The 15,686-nt window shown below is 69.2% G+C and carries 13 protein-coding genes; 8 read left to right on the top strand and 5 right to left on the bottom strand.

Annotated elements, in window-relative coordinates; translation table 11 throughout:
- Positions 1 to 53 precede the first annotated feature (53 nt).
- On the bottom strand, positions 54 to 440 hold the full coding sequence (locus AMK33_RS42355; RefSeq protein ID WP_073930715.1) for a CU044_2847 family protein: 387 nt from the start codon (positions 438 to 440) through the stop codon (positions 54 to 56).
- Between the two features lie 514 nt (positions 441 to 954).
- Entirely contained in the window at positions 955 to 1,452 is a 498-nt protein-coding gene (locus tag AMK33_RS00820) for a MarR family winged helix-turn-helix transcriptional regulator (RefSeq protein WP_079194692.1), read from the bottom strand.
- 84 nt (positions 1,453 to 1,536) lie between these two features.
- Between AMK33_RS00820 and AMK33_RS00815 the strand changes: the two genes are divergently transcribed.
- Positions 1,537 to 2,178: an MBL fold metallo-hydrolase gene (locus AMK33_RS00815; RefSeq protein ID WP_073930714.1), complete on the top strand. Its 642-nt coding sequence runs from the start codon at positions 1,537 to 1,539 to the stop codon at positions 2,176 to 2,178.
- Positions 2,179 to 2,256: 78 nt separating this feature from the next.
- Here the strand turns inward: AMK33_RS00815 and AMK33_RS00810 are convergent, their stop codons facing one another.
- Complete coding sequence (locus tag AMK33_RS00810) at positions 2,257 to 3,681, bottom strand: non-reducing end alpha-L-arabinofuranosidase family hydrolase (protein WP_073930713.1); 1,425 nt, start codon at positions 3,679 to 3,681, stop codon at positions 2,257 to 2,259.
- Positions 3,682 to 4,427: 746 nt separating this feature from the next.
- Between AMK33_RS00810 and AMK33_RS00805 the strand changes: the two genes are divergently transcribed.
- Positions 4,428 to 5,864: an endo-1,4-beta-xylanase gene (locus tag AMK33_RS00805; protein ID WP_073930712.1), complete on the top strand. Its 1,437-nt coding sequence runs from the start codon at positions 4,428 to 4,430 to the stop codon at positions 5,862 to 5,864.
- An 874-nt stretch (positions 5,865 to 6,738) separates the two neighbouring features.
- A complete protein-coding gene (locus AMK33_RS00800; RefSeq protein WP_073930711.1) occupies positions 6,739 to 8,520 on the top strand; it encodes a lysyl oxidase family protein in 1,782 nt (593 codons plus the stop codon).
- Between the two features lie 441 nt (positions 8,521 to 8,961).
- Here AMK33_RS00800 and AMK33_RS43475 read toward each other — a convergent pair whose 3' ends face one another.
- Positions 8,962 to 9,201 (bottom strand): erythromycin esterase family protein, encoded by a 240-nt coding sequence (locus AMK33_RS43475; protein ID WP_235617970.1) that lies wholly within the window; start codon positions 9,199 to 9,201, stop codon positions 8,962 to 8,964.
- A gap of 663 nt (positions 9,202 to 9,864) precedes the next feature.
- On the opposite strand from AMK33_RS43475, the gene AMK33_RS00790 reads away from it, so the two are divergent.
- The 5 genes from AMK33_RS00790 (at position 9,865) to AMK33_RS00770 (ending at position 14,087) form a co-directional block, all read left to right on the top strand.
- A complete protein-coding gene (locus AMK33_RS00790; RefSeq protein ID WP_235617937.1) occupies positions 9,865 to 12,066 on the top strand; it encodes a sensor histidine kinase in 2,202 nt (733 codons plus the stop codon).
- Complete coding sequence (locus AMK33_RS00785; RefSeq protein WP_073930709.1) at positions 12,063 to 12,464, top strand: roadblock/LC7 domain-containing protein; 402 nt, start codon at positions 12,063 to 12,065, stop codon at positions 12,462 to 12,464. Before AMK33_RS00790 ends, AMK33_RS00785 begins: the two co-directional genes overlap by 4 nt.
- Positions 12,464 to 12,835, top strand: coding sequence for a DUF742 domain-containing protein (locus AMK33_RS00780; RefSeq protein ID WP_073930708.1), 372 nt, complete (start codon positions 12,464 to 12,466; stop codon positions 12,833 to 12,835). The genes AMK33_RS00785 and AMK33_RS00780 overlap by 1 nt, the downstream gene beginning before the upstream one ends.
- The gene (locus AMK33_RS00775; RefSeq protein WP_073930707.1) at positions 12,822 to 13,412 is read left to right on the top strand and encodes a GTP-binding protein; all 591 of its coding nucleotides are present in this window, start codon (positions 12,822 to 12,824) and stop codon (positions 13,410 to 13,412) included. The genes AMK33_RS00780 and AMK33_RS00775 overlap by 14 nt, the downstream gene beginning before the upstream one ends.
- Before the next feature lie 393 nt (positions 13,413 to 13,805).
- The gene (locus AMK33_RS00770; RefSeq protein ID WP_158075104.1) at positions 13,806 to 14,087 is read left to right on the top strand and encodes an integrase core domain-containing protein; all 282 of its coding nucleotides are present in this window, start codon (positions 13,806 to 13,808) and stop codon (positions 14,085 to 14,087) included.
- A gap of 244 nt (positions 14,088 to 14,331) precedes the next feature.
- Here the strand turns inward: AMK33_RS00770 and AMK33_RS00765 are convergent, their stop codons facing one another.
- On the bottom strand, positions 14,332 to 15,660 hold the full coding sequence (locus AMK33_RS00765) for a class I SAM-dependent RNA methyltransferase (protein WP_073930706.1): 1,329 nt from the start codon (positions 15,658 to 15,660) through the stop codon (positions 14,332 to 14,334).
- Between the last annotated feature and the right edge of the window lie 26 nt (positions 15,661 to 15,686).

Genomic DNA, 15,686 nt, shown 5'->3' with positions numbered 1-15,686 from the left:
CAGATATTCTTGAAGAAGTGACAACGGTGAGGGCCTGCGCACAGCGTGTGGCCTCAGTCCTGAGCCGGTGGCACCGGGGGTACGGTCGGGGGCTGGGTCGGCTGCGGCGGCACCACCGGTGCGACAGGGATGGCGGGCTCGCTGTTCCAGCTCAAGGTCACCTTGAACGCCGCCTTGCCGCTGCCACCCGCCAGGGCGGCGACGATGCCGTTCTCGCCGGCAGCCAGCTCCAGACCGAATTCGACACTGACCTCATCAGGGCGGGCTTTCGCCACGGCGTTGCGCACATTGGAGGCGATGACCTGGAGGGATTCCTGGAAGCCCTCGAGTTTCTCCGTGATCCGCTCGCCAAGACCAGAGTCGCTGGGCCCGTCACCATCATCGACCGTGGCCCAGATGACCTGCTCATCCGGCATCTGCAGGCGCATGAGCTGCGACATGACTCCCCCTCACTTGCCACCTTCAGCAGATCACATGGTACGAGCAGCATGTTGAATCCGTGGACCGATCACGCCGAATCGCTTCGGCCCCCCGCACCACCGAAACGGACCACCGCATGTGGCCGCCCGCCTCGTACTGCGTGCGGAGCGGCGCCACCGGACGTGCCCAGCGCCACCGAGTTCCGTGAGCGGCAGGGCATGACCCCGAGCGCCGTGCCCCGGATGGGCGCCGACGACGTCGTCACCAGCCCGGACGGCGCGGCCCGAGACCGGGCGAAGTGATCTGTGCCCCCCGGCGCGGAGGACACCGGCCTGCCGGACGCCGTCTTTCGGGCGGGCCTGGCCGCCTTCGCGGGCCGGAGCACTGAACCGGCCACCCGATACCGGACCGCCCGACCCGCTCGGCTCCCGGGCACGACCTGACGGCGCGTGCTTCCGGTCGGCGCCGCGACGGTCGTGGTTCACACGCACGGTGACGGACGCGAACCAGCCGCCGCAGGCCGCTCGGGCCTCGTCACCATGATCCGGTGTTGAACTCGCGCTCGCCGGCGAAGGAACGGCCGCCCCGGATGCTGCCGCTGATCCGCTCGATGAGGTCAAGGGCGTGCGCCAGAGCGCGCCGGTCCTCCTCGTCCAGCGTTTCCTCCAGCGCGTCGGTGAGGACGCCGACGCGCTGACGGCGGTCCGCGTCGAGCGTCTCCTTCCCCTCCCCCGTCAGAGTGAGGACCTTCCTGCGGGCATCGTCCGGATCGGGGTGTACGGCCAGGAAGCCGGCGTCGGTCAGTTCCCTGACGGTCGCGGCCATCGTCTGGTGGCGCACCCCACGGGCCGCCGCCAGGTCGGCCGTGGTCATCGGCCCACCCGTGTCGAGGAGGCCGAGCACCGCCGCCGGGACGGACGCGAGCCGGTCGACGGTGCGGGCACTGCGGACCAGGGTGCCGACGACCGCCCTGAGGCGGGCGGCCAACTCGCCGGGAAGGGGAGCCGGTTCGTTCGAGGTCGCGTTGTTCACATCCGCCAGCCTAGCAAGATCATACAGGGTGCCCTGTATATATTGTGCAGTAAACCCTGTGCATCAAGCCGACGGGAGCCGGCAGTGAAGCTGATCAAGCACGCCCACGCATGTGTGTCACTGGTCAAGGACGGTGGGCGCATCGCCGTCGACCCGGGCACGTTCACCCCCGACGCGAAGGAGGTGGTGGCCGCCGCCGACGCCGTCCTGATCACGCACGAACACTTCGACCACTTCGACGAAGATCTGCTCGCCCGGGCCCTGGACGCCCGCCCCGACCTGCGGGTCTACGGACCGGCCGGTGTGGTCGAACGCTGGTCGGCCCGACGCTCCCAGGTCACCGCGGTCGCGGCCGGTGACCGTGTCGACGTCGCCGGCTTCGACATAGCGGTCTCCGGCGACCTGCACGCCACGATCCACCGCGACATCCCCCGAGTCACCAACGTCGGCTACCTCGTCGACGGCCGGGTCTTCCACCCCGGCGACGCGTACCAGGCACCGCCCGCGCCGGTCGACACGCTGCTGCTGCCCACCAGCGGCCCTTGGACCCACCTCGGCCGGGCGGCGGACTACGTGCGCGAGGTCGCGCCCGGTCGCCTCGTCCAGATCCACGAGATCATGCTCAGCCGGACCGGCCAGGAGTCGACGGCCCGCTTCCTGAGCCCCGAGGCGCTGACCGAGGCGCCCCTGACCATCGTCCCGGAGGGGGACGCGATCACCGTGTGACCCCGGCCGGCCGCACCGACCCACGCCGGAGGTGGAGCCCGGACCCGGGCCCCACGCCCCCGCCGTGAACCGGGAAGGTCAGCGTCGCAGGGTGAGGACGCCCGGCCGCCACGGCAGTCGGTTGTACTCGCCGCCCGCGTTCGGGTCCTTGCCCTGGTAGAGGAACTGCAGGTTGCAGGGGTCGATGGTCATGGTCTGGTCGGGGTTGTCGCGGACCAGGTCGCCGTGGCTGATGTCGTTGGTCCAGGTGGCGCCGCTGTTGGCCTTGCCCGCGAAGGGGTTGCTCTCGGTGGCGGCCTGCGGGGTCCACGACCCGTTCAGGCTGGAGGCCGTGAAGGAGCGGAAGTAGCGCCCGTTCGCGCCCATCGCCTCGACGATCATGAGGTACTGGTTCTGGCCCTTGACCTTGTAGACCTGTACGCCCTCGAAGAGGTTGGCCTTCGTGTCGCTCATGATCGTCGTGTACGAGGAGCCGAAGTTGCCCGGGAAGTTCCCGATCGGCATGCTCGCCCGGTAGATCTTGCCGTTGTCACCGGCGAAGAACAGGTACATGTTCTGGCCGTCGGCGATCAGGGTCTGGTCGATCGGACCGGTGTCGGAGCCGGAGATGCTCCCGGTGAACAGCGGCTGCGCGGAGGACCAGCCGTTGGGGTTGGTGGGGTCGCTCGACGTGCGGTACATGAAGGCCGCCGAACCCCACTGGTAGGCCAGCACCCAGATGTTCTTGGGCGCGAAGTAGAACAGCGTGGGCGCCACCGCGGCCTGGCTCATCGCGTTCTGGCCGGCCGACGCCATGTCCGACCAGTTGGTGAAGGGGCTGAACATCATGGAGCCGTACGACGATCCCGAGAAGTTGGACGCGTAGACCAGGTGCCTGCCGTTGTGCGTCACGGTGGTGAAGTCCTTCACCGCGGCCCACCCGTTCGCCGGCTGCGCCAGGACACCCGTCGAGGACCACCGGTACGTCGACGGGAGGGTGCACGTGTCGTCCGTCGGCGGCGTCCCGGTCAGACCGGTCCACTTCTGGTTGCTGCCGCCGTTGCACGTCCACAGCTGCACCGCCGTGCCGTTGGCCGTACCGTTGTCCTTCACGTCCAGGCACAGCCCGGACTCCACGCCGACGACCGTGCCGTCGGAGTTCACCCGCCACTGCTGGTTCGCGGCACCGCTGCAGCTCCAGATCTGCACCCGGGTACCGGCCGTGGTCGCGTGGTCCGGAACGTCCAGGCACTTGTTGCCGTACACGGTCAACTGGTCGGCGTCCGTCAGCGTCCACTGCTGGTTGGTTCCGTTCCAGCAGTCGTAGATCTGCAGGTGCGTGCCGTTGGTCTGGCCGGCGCCCAACACGTCGAGACACCGGCCCGAACCGACACCGCGCAAGGCGCCACTGGTGGCCGCCTGGGCCGGGGTGGTGACGAGCATCGCCGCCAACGCGGCCAGGGTCGCGGCCACGGCGGCGAGCACCGCGGACGGATTCCTGCGGCTGAAACTTCCTCTGTGCATGGGGACTTCCTCAACCTTGAGACGAAGAGAGCACCGACAAGGGATTGGCGAGGTCATGACATACGCATGACGTACGCACGGCAGCACGGCCCCTCACGGCTCCGTGTTCGGGCGATGCGACCCGGAGTCGCCCTGCTGCGCGATGGAGCGACTCAACGTGCTCGAAATATCGAACACAAGTCGAAGTGTCGAGCAACCTGAATGATAGGGAGCTGCCGAACGGCGTCAATACCCCCCGCATACGTCGCCATCGATGTCGAAACATTCGCGAGAACCCATGGGTGAAACGTCGCACGTCACGCCGCCCGACGGCCGACACGCGACCCGCCGACCCCGCCCTACGGCCTCCATCGACAGCGGCACCGAGGGTCCGACGTCCGACTCGCCGGAGTCTCGAAAGTTTCGAACAGAGAACAGAAACTTTTCCTGCGGGAAGTATTGACGATGCATCATCAACACCTCGATCATTCCTGTCTGGAAAACCGGCCGCGGCTCGATATCTCGAACCGCACCAGCCTTGGGGCAATCCGTGCCGCACGGCAGATCCGCGCACGACCGCACTACAGATCCGCGCACCTGTGTCGAAGACCGTCCCGTCCCATGACCGCCGTGTCCGGTGATTCCGTGCCGGCCGGGCCCCGGCCCGCCCCGCCCCGTCCATCCATCCGTCCATCTGCCGAACGGGAGCGGACGACGCACTCCCCGCGCTTCGTTCCTTCCGTGATGTCCACTTTGGAGGCACAGCAATGGGCTCGTACGCCCTCCCCAGACCCGCCGTCCGGCGGAAGATCCGCGGCCTGCTGTTGGCGCTGGTCGTCGGCGCCACCGGTACGGCCACCGCACTGGTCACGCCGCCGACCGCGCACGCCGCCGAGAGCACGCTCGGCGCCGCTGCGGCACAGAGCGGCCGCTACTTCGGCGTCGCCATCGCCTCGGGCAGGCTGGGCGACTCGGCCTACACGTCGATCGCGAACCGTGAGTTCAACTCGGTGACGGCCGAGAACGAGATGAAGATCGACGCCACCGAACCGCAGCGGGGCCAGTTCAACTTCAGCGCCGCCGACCGCGTCTACAACTGGGCGGTGCAGAACGGCAAGGAGGTGCGCGGCCACACCCTGGCCTGGCACTCCCAGCAGCCCGGCTGGATGCAGAACCTCAGCGGCAGTTCGCTGCGCCAGGCGATGATCGACCACATCAACGGCGTGATGGCCCACTACAAGGGCAAGATCACCCAGTGGGACGTCGTGAACGAGGCCTTCGCCGACGGCAGTTCGGGGGCCCGGCGCGACTCCAACCTGCAACGCACCGGCAACGACTGGATCGAGGTCGCCTTCCGCACCGCGCGCGCCGCCGACCCGTCCGCCAAGCTCTGCTACAACGACTACAACGTCGAGAACTGGACCTGGGCCAAGACCCAGGCCATGTACAACATGGTGCGGGACTTCAAGCAGCGCGGTGTGCCGATCGACTGTGTCGGCTTCCAGTCGCACTTCAACAGCGGCAGCCCCTACAACAGCAACTTCCGCACCACCCTGCAGAACTTCGCCGCCCTCGGCGTCGACGTGGCCGTCACCGAGCTCGACATCCAGGGCGCCTCGCCCACGACCTACGCCAACGTGGTCAACGACTGCCTGGCCGTCTCCCGCTGCCTCGGCGTCACCGTCTGGGGCGTGCGCGACAGCGACTCCTGGCGGTCGGGGGACACACCGCTGCTGTTCAACAACGACGGCAGCAAGAAGCCCGCCTACACCGCCGTCCTCAACGCGCTCAACGGCGGCGACTCCACAGAGCCCCCCGCGGACGGCGGACAGATCAAGGGCGTCGGCTCGGGCCGCTGCCTGGACGTGCCCAACGCCAGCACCACCGACGGCACCCAGCTCCAGCTGTGGGACTGCCACAGCAACAGCAACCAGCAGTGGGCGTACACAGACGCGGGTGAACTCCGGGTCTACGGCGACAAGTGCCTGGACGCCGCCGGCACCGGCAACGGCGCCAAGGTCCAGATCTACAGCTGCTGGGGCGGCGACAACCAGAAGTGGCGCCTGAACTCCGACGGATCCATCGTCGGCGTCCAGTCCGGCCTCTGTCTCGACGCCGTCGGGGCCGGCACCGCCAACGGAACCCAGATCCAGCTCTACTCCTGCTCGAACGGCAGCAACCAGCGCTGGACCCACGCCTCCTGACAAGGTCTGCCACGCGGAGGTCGCCGATGCCCGCGAGGGTCGCCGCCGTGATGGCGGCGGCCCTCGCGGTCGGTCACGCGTCCGTCATGACGGACGCGATGCTGCGGTGCCGGGCGACGCCGTGTGCGAAATCGGGTATGCGTGACGTGCCCTCCCGCAGGTCGTCCAGGAACTGCCGGCAGGCGTGGGCGACCGCGTAGGCCGACGCGTCGGCGTGAGGGATTCACGCCCGGTGGGTACGGGGGCAGCGGGCGGTTGATGCCGTGGACGGACGTGCAGGGCACGGTGCTGTCGCGGGTGTCGCGGAAGGCGCGAAGCCTGGAGCCGGCCTGAGCGTCGGCGGTCGGCCCACGTGCGTACGGCCGGCTCCGGGCCGCGCCCGCTGTCCAGCAGAGCCACGAGGTTCGCTGCGTAACGGGTTCCGGCCACCGCGCCGGCCACTCCGGCCGGACCGTCGGCGGGCACCCCGTCGGCCCATCGGGCCGGCCCGGTGCGCGGCCCGGTGAGCCCCCTCGCCTCCGAGCCGCTGTCGTTCCGTCGTCCGGCGCCGGCCTCGCGAACACCGTCGACGCCGGGCCGAAGGACGACCACCGCCGGCGCGGCACGAGTACGAGCGCCCGCTCGCCCGGTGTACCGGCCTTCGTCGGCGCAGGAGCCTCGTCGATGCCCGGCGGATCTCGCACGGCCGTGAGACAAGTCCGGCTACTGGTGGACGCTTTTCGGACAACTGGGGGGCGACAGGGTGAGCGGAGCCAACCCGGAGGGTGTCCGGCCCCCTCTCATGGTCCGAACACAGCGGCCCCGTAAGCCAGTTGGGGTCGCACTGCTCATCCAGATCCCATGACGCACTCCACAGCCGGAAGCACGAGGACCGATGACCAGACTCCCGCAGGGCCGCCCCAGCCGCCTGACCCGCCCCTCCTTCGCCGTCGCCGCGGCCATCGCCGTGACCGCGGGCGTCGTCGCCGCCGCGCCCGACGCGAAGACCGCGGAGCCGACGCCGAAGCTCAGCCTGATCGCCGCATCCACCTCGGTCACGCTCGACTCGTGGACGGAGGACCCGGGGGTCTACCTCGACCTCGGGACGTACCTCACCTCCGAGAACGGCGCCTTCGAACTCAAGGTGACCCGCAAGTCGTACAAGGACCCGGTCGTCGCCGAGCAGGTCCTCCGGAACGGGAAGAAGACCCGGACCAAGGCACTCCCCGCCGGGCTCGTGAAGGACTTCACCGGGCTGCCGGACTTCACGCAGATCACCCTCACCGACGCGGCCGGCTCGACGGTGCTGGAGAGGACCGAGGCGTTCTGCCCCAACAACGCCTCCGGGCGGATCCGGCCGGACGCCCCCGCCAACTCGAAGTATCCGGAGAGCTGCCCGACGAACCCCTTCACCCTCGGTTCGGTGTGGGGTGTCGAGAACGGCTGGGCGTCCAACACCTACTCCGCGTACTACACCGAGCCGGTCCAGCTGAAGTCCGGCACCTACACCGCCGAGATCAACGTGACCGAGAAGTACCGCGACCTCTTCGGCATCGCCGACAAGCCGCAGACCGTCAAGGTGGTCGTACGCGAGCGCAGCTGGGAGGAGTCCGCGGGCTCCGCCTCCGGCGGCTCGGCGAAGACCACCGCCTCCGGGCACGGTGCGCACGCGCAGCACGGGGCCCACGCACAGCACGGGGCCCACGCGGAGCACAGCGCGCACGCGCGGCACGGGGCCACCGTGGACACCCCGGCCCCCGGCGCCGCGACGAGCGGCGCCGGCCCCTCGTACAACGCCGGCCACGGCCCCTACCCGTCGGCTCCGCCCGCCCTGCCGTGGGCGCTGAAGAGGAAGTCCCTGGGGAAGCAGGCCGTCGCCGCCGCCGAGACCGGTGACGGTTCCGGGCAGACCGACGGTTCGCGACAGGCGCCGGGCGACCGGCCCAACGCGAAGCGGCCCGCCGGCAAGGCGTCCGTGCCCGACGTCCCGAAGCCCGACCTGCGCTCGCTGCCCGCGTTCGGCATCACCGTCAGCGACGGCTACGAGGAGGTGCCCGGCAAGGACTACCTCGCCTTCAGCGCCAACGTGTGGAACGCGGGCCCGGCCAAGCTGGTGGTGGACGGCTTCCGCTCCCCGGGCAAGGAGGTGATGGACGCCTACCAGTACTTCTACGACGCCGACGGCAAGCAGGTCGGGTACACCCCGACCGGCGGCATGGAGTGGGATCCGCGTCCCGGCCACGAGCACTGGCACTTCCTGGACTTCGCCAGTTACCGGCTGCTGACGGCCGACCGGAAGGAGACGGTGCGCAGCGGCAAGGAGGCGTTCTGTCTGGCCAACACCGACGCCGTCGACTACACCGTGAAGAACGCCGCCTGGCACCCGGGAAACACTGACCTGTCCACCGCGTGCGGCTACGAGAACTCCATCTCCGTCCGCGAGGTGCTCGACGTCGGCTCCGGTGACACCTACACCCAGGACCTGCCCGGCCAGTCCTTCGACATCACGGACCTGCCGAACGGCACGTACTACATCCAGGTCCTCGCCAACCCGGAGAACCGACTCAAGGAGACCGATTACAGCAACAACAGCGCGCTGCGGGAAGTCGTCCTGGGGGGCGAGAAGGGCGCCCGTACGGTGACGGTCCCCCCGCACCACCTGGTGGACGCCAACTGACCCGCCCGTGAGGGCAGGGGCGGCTCCGGCCCTCGAAACGGACCGGAGCCGCTCCGGCGCGCGGGACCACCGGCGTCCGCCGCCCGCCTCCCGTACAGGTGGACACGCGAGCCGGCAGCGCCGTCACGTGCCCGGGGCAGACAACCGTTCCGCCCGTCGGGCCGACTGGGGAAAGTTGTCGGCCCGACCCGCCCGCAGCCCGAGGTATCAGAGAAACAGCAGGTCAGACGCCCTTTGCTGCAGGCTCCAGAATCGCCACGCACTCCACGTGATGCGTCATCGAAAAGGTGTCGAATAGACCGGAGCCCGAAGAACGGCAGGTCAGAGCCACCTTCTCGGCTCACCACCCTGCTCGCTGACGTCGAGAGCGTCAGACGAGCGTCACGAAGAACCTCACCCTCTGCCGCGACGTACTCGCCATTAGTCCCTCGTGGAGAGCGATCAGCGGCACTCCACGCGGCGGACGTGGGCTTGTGCAGCGTGGGGCCCTCTTGTCGAGCAGTGGGACGCGGTGACCCGGTCCCCGTACCTGCCCTTCGCGAGGTGGCCATTGTGCGCCCAGACCATGACCCGGGACGTCGGGCCGTCGTCCATGAGGCGGGCGACGGCGTCGGCCATGGCACGGTCGCGGACGGTGAAAGCGCTCCCCCCACCCGCGGGCCGGTCGAGCGAACGGGTCACGAGGTCGGCGGCGCGGACCAGGATCCGGGCGTGCTCGACGATGTCGTCCTCCGGTCCGCCTTCAAGCGCGCCCACGAGATCGTCCGAGCCCGTGTGATCGCGGACGCCGCCGAGGCGGCGGGCCTGCCCGAGCCGGACCCGACGATCCTCGTCAACCTGAGCAAGGCAAGAAGCCCTGCGCCCGGAGCGAGCTCGCCGCGCCGCTCGGATGGTCGGCCCATCACCCGACGCCTCAAGTGACCCATTTGCCGGTCGGTCCGAGACGTGCGGCCGGGAGAGCGGGTTGCCCTGTCCGCACGAGCACGCCTGCGCCCAGGCGTCAGGTGAACGCCAACGCCCGATATGCAATGCTTCGTCTCCTTTACCACATGTGACCAACGGAGGCCATCTCTCCGCTTCTCCGGCGTGGCTGGTTATGATCGGTACCTCACGTCGCGTCAAAGCCGAACCGGACTTCCCCCAGTCCTGAACCCAGGACTGCGTCTGGTCTCGGCGGTCGGGTCGTCCCCCTGGTTCCCCGCTCTCCGAGGACTGATGTCTCCCATAGAACCCGAAGGCACACGAGGGCAGCCGGCGACTCGTCGGCGGCGCACTCTGCGCCTGCGTACGCTGCTCATTTGGCTGGCAATCGTCCCTATTCTGGCGATGAGTGTCCAAGTGGTCATGACCGCACAGCCGCTGGTACACCAGTCAAAGCAACTACGCGCTGATGTGGCAGTCGGTGAGCGGACCGATGTACCCCTGACCAGGCTGATGGTCGAACTGCAGGCTGAGCGGAGGATGACCGCCACACGGTGGGCGAGCGGCTCCGTGTCCGAGAAAGAGCTGCGCGAGCAGCGCGCGGCCACGGACCGGGCCGCGGACGAGTTCCGCCGGGCGGCGGACGGAGCTCTGGCGGCGACCGGGCGCGAGGACGATCATTACGTCGCGGAGCTGAAGCACGGCCTCGCGGATCTGGCCGCGTTCCGCGAGCGCGCGGACGCCCGCAGCGGGGACGCGGATCGAACGATCGGCTACTACTCCGGCCTCGTCGACCACATCATCCGGGTGTACCAGAACGAGTTCAGCCATGCGGAAGACCCCGAGCTCATCCAGGAGAGCGGCCTGGTCGTCACGGTGTTCACGGTGTCCGAGATGGTGGCGCGCGAGACCACCATCCTCGCCATGGCCGGGCCGTCCAGGCGTCTGAGCCCTTCCGGGTTCGCCGAATTCGTCAACTCCGTCGGATCCCAGCGGTACCAGTACGACGAGTGGGTCGCGCCGTACCTGACGGCCGAAAACAAAGCGGCCTACGACCAGGTCTTCGCCTCGGACGGCTGGAAGACGAAGGTCCGTATCGAGGACGCGGTCATCTCCGACCACCAGAACACCGCGTCCGGCATCGAGCTGCCCAAGGAAGCTGACGCCTGGCAGGCCGCGTATGACGAGTTCGCGCCGCGCCTTGCCGCGCTCGACGCGAAACAGGGGCGAGCACTGCTCGTGCACGCCGACGCCAAGGCCACGCAGTTGGAGAACGAGGTCATCTGGCTGATCGTCGGAAACGGCGCAGCCGTCTTTGCCGTCGCGGCCGTCATCGTGCTCACCACGCGCTCCGTGCTCCGCCGCCTGCGCGGTCTGCACCAACGTACGGTGGCCATCGCTGAGGACACGCTGCCGGATGTCGTTGCCCGGCTCCAGCGCGGGCAGCCCGTCGACGACGATGCGCTGCCCGCGGTGAGCGGAGACCGGGACGAGGTCGGACGTATCAGCGACGCGTTCGCCCGGGTCGTCTCCGTATCCGTCGACGGGCATGCGCGGCTCGCGGCCGAGCGTCAGGGTTTCGGTATGTTCGCCGCGGGCATCGCCTCGCGCACCGGAAACCTGGTCAGCCGCCAGTTGGCCCTCACCGACGAACTGCAGGACGCCTTCGGGCACGACGAGGAGCTTCTCGCCCGGTTGATGCGATCCGACCAATTGACGGTGGGTATGCGGCGGCAGATCGAGAACCTGCTCATCCTGGCAGGTGGGGAGATCCCCGATCCGCACACCGAGCCCATGCGCGTCGCCGACCTGCTGCGCGAAGCCGCCGCGGAAGTCGAGGACTTCCGGCGGATCGAGCGCCAGTCCCTGGACGAGATCAGCGTGGCACCGCGGGTGATCAGCGAGATCAGCCACCTCCTGGCAGAACTCCTGGACAACGCCACCCGGTTCTCCCCGCCGCAGTCGAAGGTGGTCATCCGTGCCGAACTGGTGACGGACGGACTGTTGGTCGAGATCGAGGACCGCGGGCCTCGGGTGACCGCCGCAACCTACGAGGAGATGAACGGGCGTCTGCACTCGGCCCCGCCGTATTCCGTCCTGGCGGAGAACGCGCACCGGCTCGGACTCTTCGTGGTCGGCCACATCGCCGAACAGCTCGGGGCCACAGTGACGCTGCGCCGCTCGGTATACGGGGGGACGTCGGCCGTGGTGATCCTTCCCGAGGAACTCCTTGTGCCGACCGAACCGGTCCGGGCGGGAAAGGAAGCGCCGCGCGCGGCGGCGACGCCCGCCCCGGCACCGGGCCCGCTCGACGAACGCAAGCCCGAGCTGGTCCTGCACGCGAAGACCGGGGCGGCCGGCCGTAGGACGCCGGAGCGCTCGCCCGAGCGGCCGGTGAGGAGTAGGACGCCGGTCCTTTCCGCGACACGGGACGGTGACGCGAAGCCGGCCCTCCCCGAGCGGATCCCGCAGGCTCACATCGCCGAGCAGCTCCGCGCGCCGCACGCACCGGAGACCGGCGTCCATCAGGATGCGGCGACACCCGAAGAAGTGGCCGACGCCTGGGCGGACTACGAACACGGGACTCAGACAGTGGAAGAAGAACTCCGACAGGATCAGCCATGACGACAACGAACGACATGATCTACAGCGTCCTGGACAACAACCTGAGCAGGATCGCCGGCATCCAGGGAGCCGTGCTCCTGTCCAACGACGGGATCAAACTCAGCTCGTACGAGCTGGAACGGGACCAGGCGGAGCGCATAGCCGCCGCGTCCTCCGGCATCGCCTCCACGATGAAGGCGATATCCAGGGAGGTCGACGGCGGCCGGGTGATCCGCCAGCTGGTCGAGATGGACGACTGCTATCTCTGCATCGTCGGGTGCGGGGAGGGCAGCACGCTCATCGTGGTGACCTCCCGCAAGGCGCGGCTGGGGGAGCTGGGCGGTGAAGCCGTGCGCACCGCCCAGGCGCTCGGTGAGTGGCTGAGCACGCCTGATCGCGGCCGGGCGCAGCCGTCGTAATGGCGGACGAGCCCAGGCCGCGAGAGGGAGGCCACCGCCGGACGCGGCTGTACGCGCTGACCGATGGACGTACGGCGGCTGCACACACCGCCCTCACCATGGACACCACGATCACGGCGGTGGCCGTCACGGACGGCCACGGCGGCCTGCCCAGCGAGTGGCAGGCCATCCTCGCGATGTGCTCGCCTCCGGGCGGCCTGGCGGTCGCCGAGATCGCGGCGCGCATGCACATCCGCCTCACTCCCATGATGCTTCTTCTCGGCGAACTCGCGGATCGGGGGCTGATCGAGCACCGGCCACCCCTGGAAGGGGCCGAGACCACCAATGTCCACCTGCTCATGAGAATCAGGGACAACCTTGCCTGGATATGACACCCCAGCTCAGGAAGCGGACCCCGTCAAAATCCTCATCGCTGGGGGATTCGGCGTCGGCAAGACGACCCTGATCGGGACGGTCTCCGAGATCGAGCCGTTGCGCACCGAGGAGCGGCTGACGAGCGCGGGTGTCGGCGTCGATGACCTCGACGGCATCGAGTCCAAGGCGGTTACCACCGTCGCGATGGACTTCGGCCGCATCACCCTCACCGACGCACAGGTCGTGCTCTACCTGTTCGGCACACCTGGCCAGGAGCGCTTCTGGTTCATGTGGGACGACCTGCTGAACGGGGCACTCGGGGCGATCGTCCTTGTCGACACACGACGCCTCGACCGCAGTTTCCCGGCCGTCGACTTCTTCGAGAACCGAGGGCTTCCGTTCGTGGTCGCCGCGAACTGTTTCCACGGCGAACAGCCCTACACTGCCGAGGAGATCAGGGCGGCGCTGCATCTGCGTGACCCGAACACACCCATCCACTTGCTCGACGCCCGCTCCCGTGACGACGCGCGCGGTGTGCTGCTCTTGCTTCTGGACATGCTCATCGCCAAAGCCGGGGGCGCGGCGACCGGCTGACTTCGGCCTGCCACGTGGTGGCGTGGAGGTTCACGCCCGCGAACGTGGACCCGGTCCAGGCCGCCGCCGCGTCGGCCGTCGAGGAATGCCGGCCGGTACCAGCCATCGTCCTCGTACTCGAACCAGCCGTCGTCGAGGAACGCCTCTCGCGGCACGGCCCGGACCGAGCTGAGCCGGTTGTCGTAGCGGCCCTGAAGCCGGGCATGATTGATCCGGCGGATGGGAAGCACAGCTCTGATGCCTGCACCCCCGAAGTACGCGCCGAGTCGACGGTCGTCCCGGCGACTTCATCGGTGACCGACCCGTCAACTCCGTCATCCAACCTGTGGGGCGTCCCACAGCACACCTCTCTGATCAGGAGTGTTGCCACGACTGGTTGAACCCGGTCAATACGTGTCCATTCGCTACGGCGAGCGCCTGATCGAGGCCGGCGCGACCGCGTCGGTCGGCTCTGTCGCCGACAGTGACGACAACGCGATGGCCGAGGCCCTCAACGGCTCCTTCAGAGCCGAGCCGATCGAGCACCGAGGGCCCTGGCGAGACGCTGACCAGGTCGAACGTGCCGTCGTCCGGTGGGTCGGCTGGTACAACACCGAACGCCTGCACTCCGCCCTCGACTACCTCCCACCCGAAGAATTCGAGGCCCGGCACCACCGATCCCGGGCACCCGACTGACCCGCGCCATCCGGTACCGGGACGGCCACCTCACACTCCGTCAGAAACAGCGTCGAACGAGCGTCAAGACATTTCCCGAACCCGCCCCTGACGGAGTTGAGCAGAGCGTTCCGGACTCACGCTCCCGCTGCGAACCCGCAGGTGAGCCACGTGGCGGCTACCTACAGCAGACTCCACGCGGTGAACTTCGGGAAACAGGTCGAGCACCACCGGCCACATCTGGAAAACACAAGAAAGCCGCAGGTCAGAGCCCCTTTGCAGTAGGCTCCAAAATCGCCACGCACTCCACGTGGTGCGTCATCGGGAACAGATCGAACACCCGCAGCGTCCGCACCCGGTACCCCCCGTCCCGGAAGTACGCCAGGTCCCGTGCCAGGGCCGCCGGGTCGCAGGCGACGTACGCGATGCGGCGCGCGCCCAGGGACGACAGGTGTTCCACCGTCTTGCGGCCGGCGCCGGCGCGCGGGGGGTCGAGGACGACCAGGTCGACCTCCGTGATGCCCGTGCGGGGCAGGACCGTCTCGACCTTGCCCTGTTCGATGCGGACGCGGGGGAAGTCCGCGAGGTTGTGGCGGGCGTCCTCCACCGCGCGCTTGCCGGACTCGATGCCGAGGACCGCGCCCGCCTCGCCGACCCGGTCGGCCAGCGCGCCCGCGAACAGGCCGACGCCGCAGTACAGGTCGAGGGCCATGTCGCCCTTGCGGGGCAGCAGGCCCTGCATGACCGCGGTGACGAGGGTGTCGGCGGCCTTCGGGTGGACCTGCCAGAAGCCGCCGCCGGCGACCCGGTGGGTGCGGCCGTCGGCGCGTTCGCGGACGAAGGGGCGGCCGTGGACGCGGTGGAGCTGGCCGTTGCGTTCGTCGACGCGCATGACCGAGACGGGACGGTCGAGTTCGACCAGGGGGAGGCGGGCGCCGGGCTTGGGGGTGAGGACGACCTGGCGGTCCTGGGAGCCCGTCGCGGCGATCGCCTCGACGGAGTCCATGCCCGTCCAGTCCCGCTTCTCGATGCCCAGCTCGCTGACCCCCTCGGCGGCGATCATGCAGTGGTCGATCGGCTCGACCTCGTGCGAGCGGTGCCGGCGCAGTCCCGCGCGGCCGTCGGCGGTGACGGCGTACTGCACGCGCGTGCGCCACGCCGGGACCTGGCCGGCGGGGACCTTGTCGCCCTCGGCCGGCATCACGGTGCCGTCCCAGCCCACCTCCTCGGGCGTGAGCCCGGCCAGGCGCTGGAGCTGCTCGGCGACGACCTCGCCCTTCAGGCGGCGCTGGGCGCCCGGCTTGGCGTGCTGCCAGTCGCAGCCGCCGCAGCGGCCGGGGCCGGCGAAGGGGCAGGGAGCGTCGATGCGGTCCTTGGAGGCGTCCAGCACCCGTACCGCGTCCGCGCGGAGGAAGCGGGCCCCCTCCTCGCCCTCCGTGACCTGCGCGACGACCCGTTCACCGGGCAGCGCGTGCCGGACGAAGAGGACCTGGCCCTCGGACGTACGGGCGATGCAGTGGCCGCCGTGGGCGACGGGGCCGACCTCGACCTCGTACTCCTCCCCCACCAGTGATTTCCTCGGTTCTGCCTGCATGGCGGGGTGACTCCACAACATCGAGA

Origin of the sequence: Streptomyces sp. CB02400, assembly GCF_001905725.1 — a bacterium.
Taxonomy (GTDB): Bacteria; Actinomycetota; Actinomycetes; order Streptomycetales; family Streptomycetaceae; genus Streptomyces; species Streptomyces atrovirens.
The sequence above is the reverse complement of the archived record's forward strand: the minus strand, read 5'-3'. Positions and strand labels throughout refer to the sequence as shown.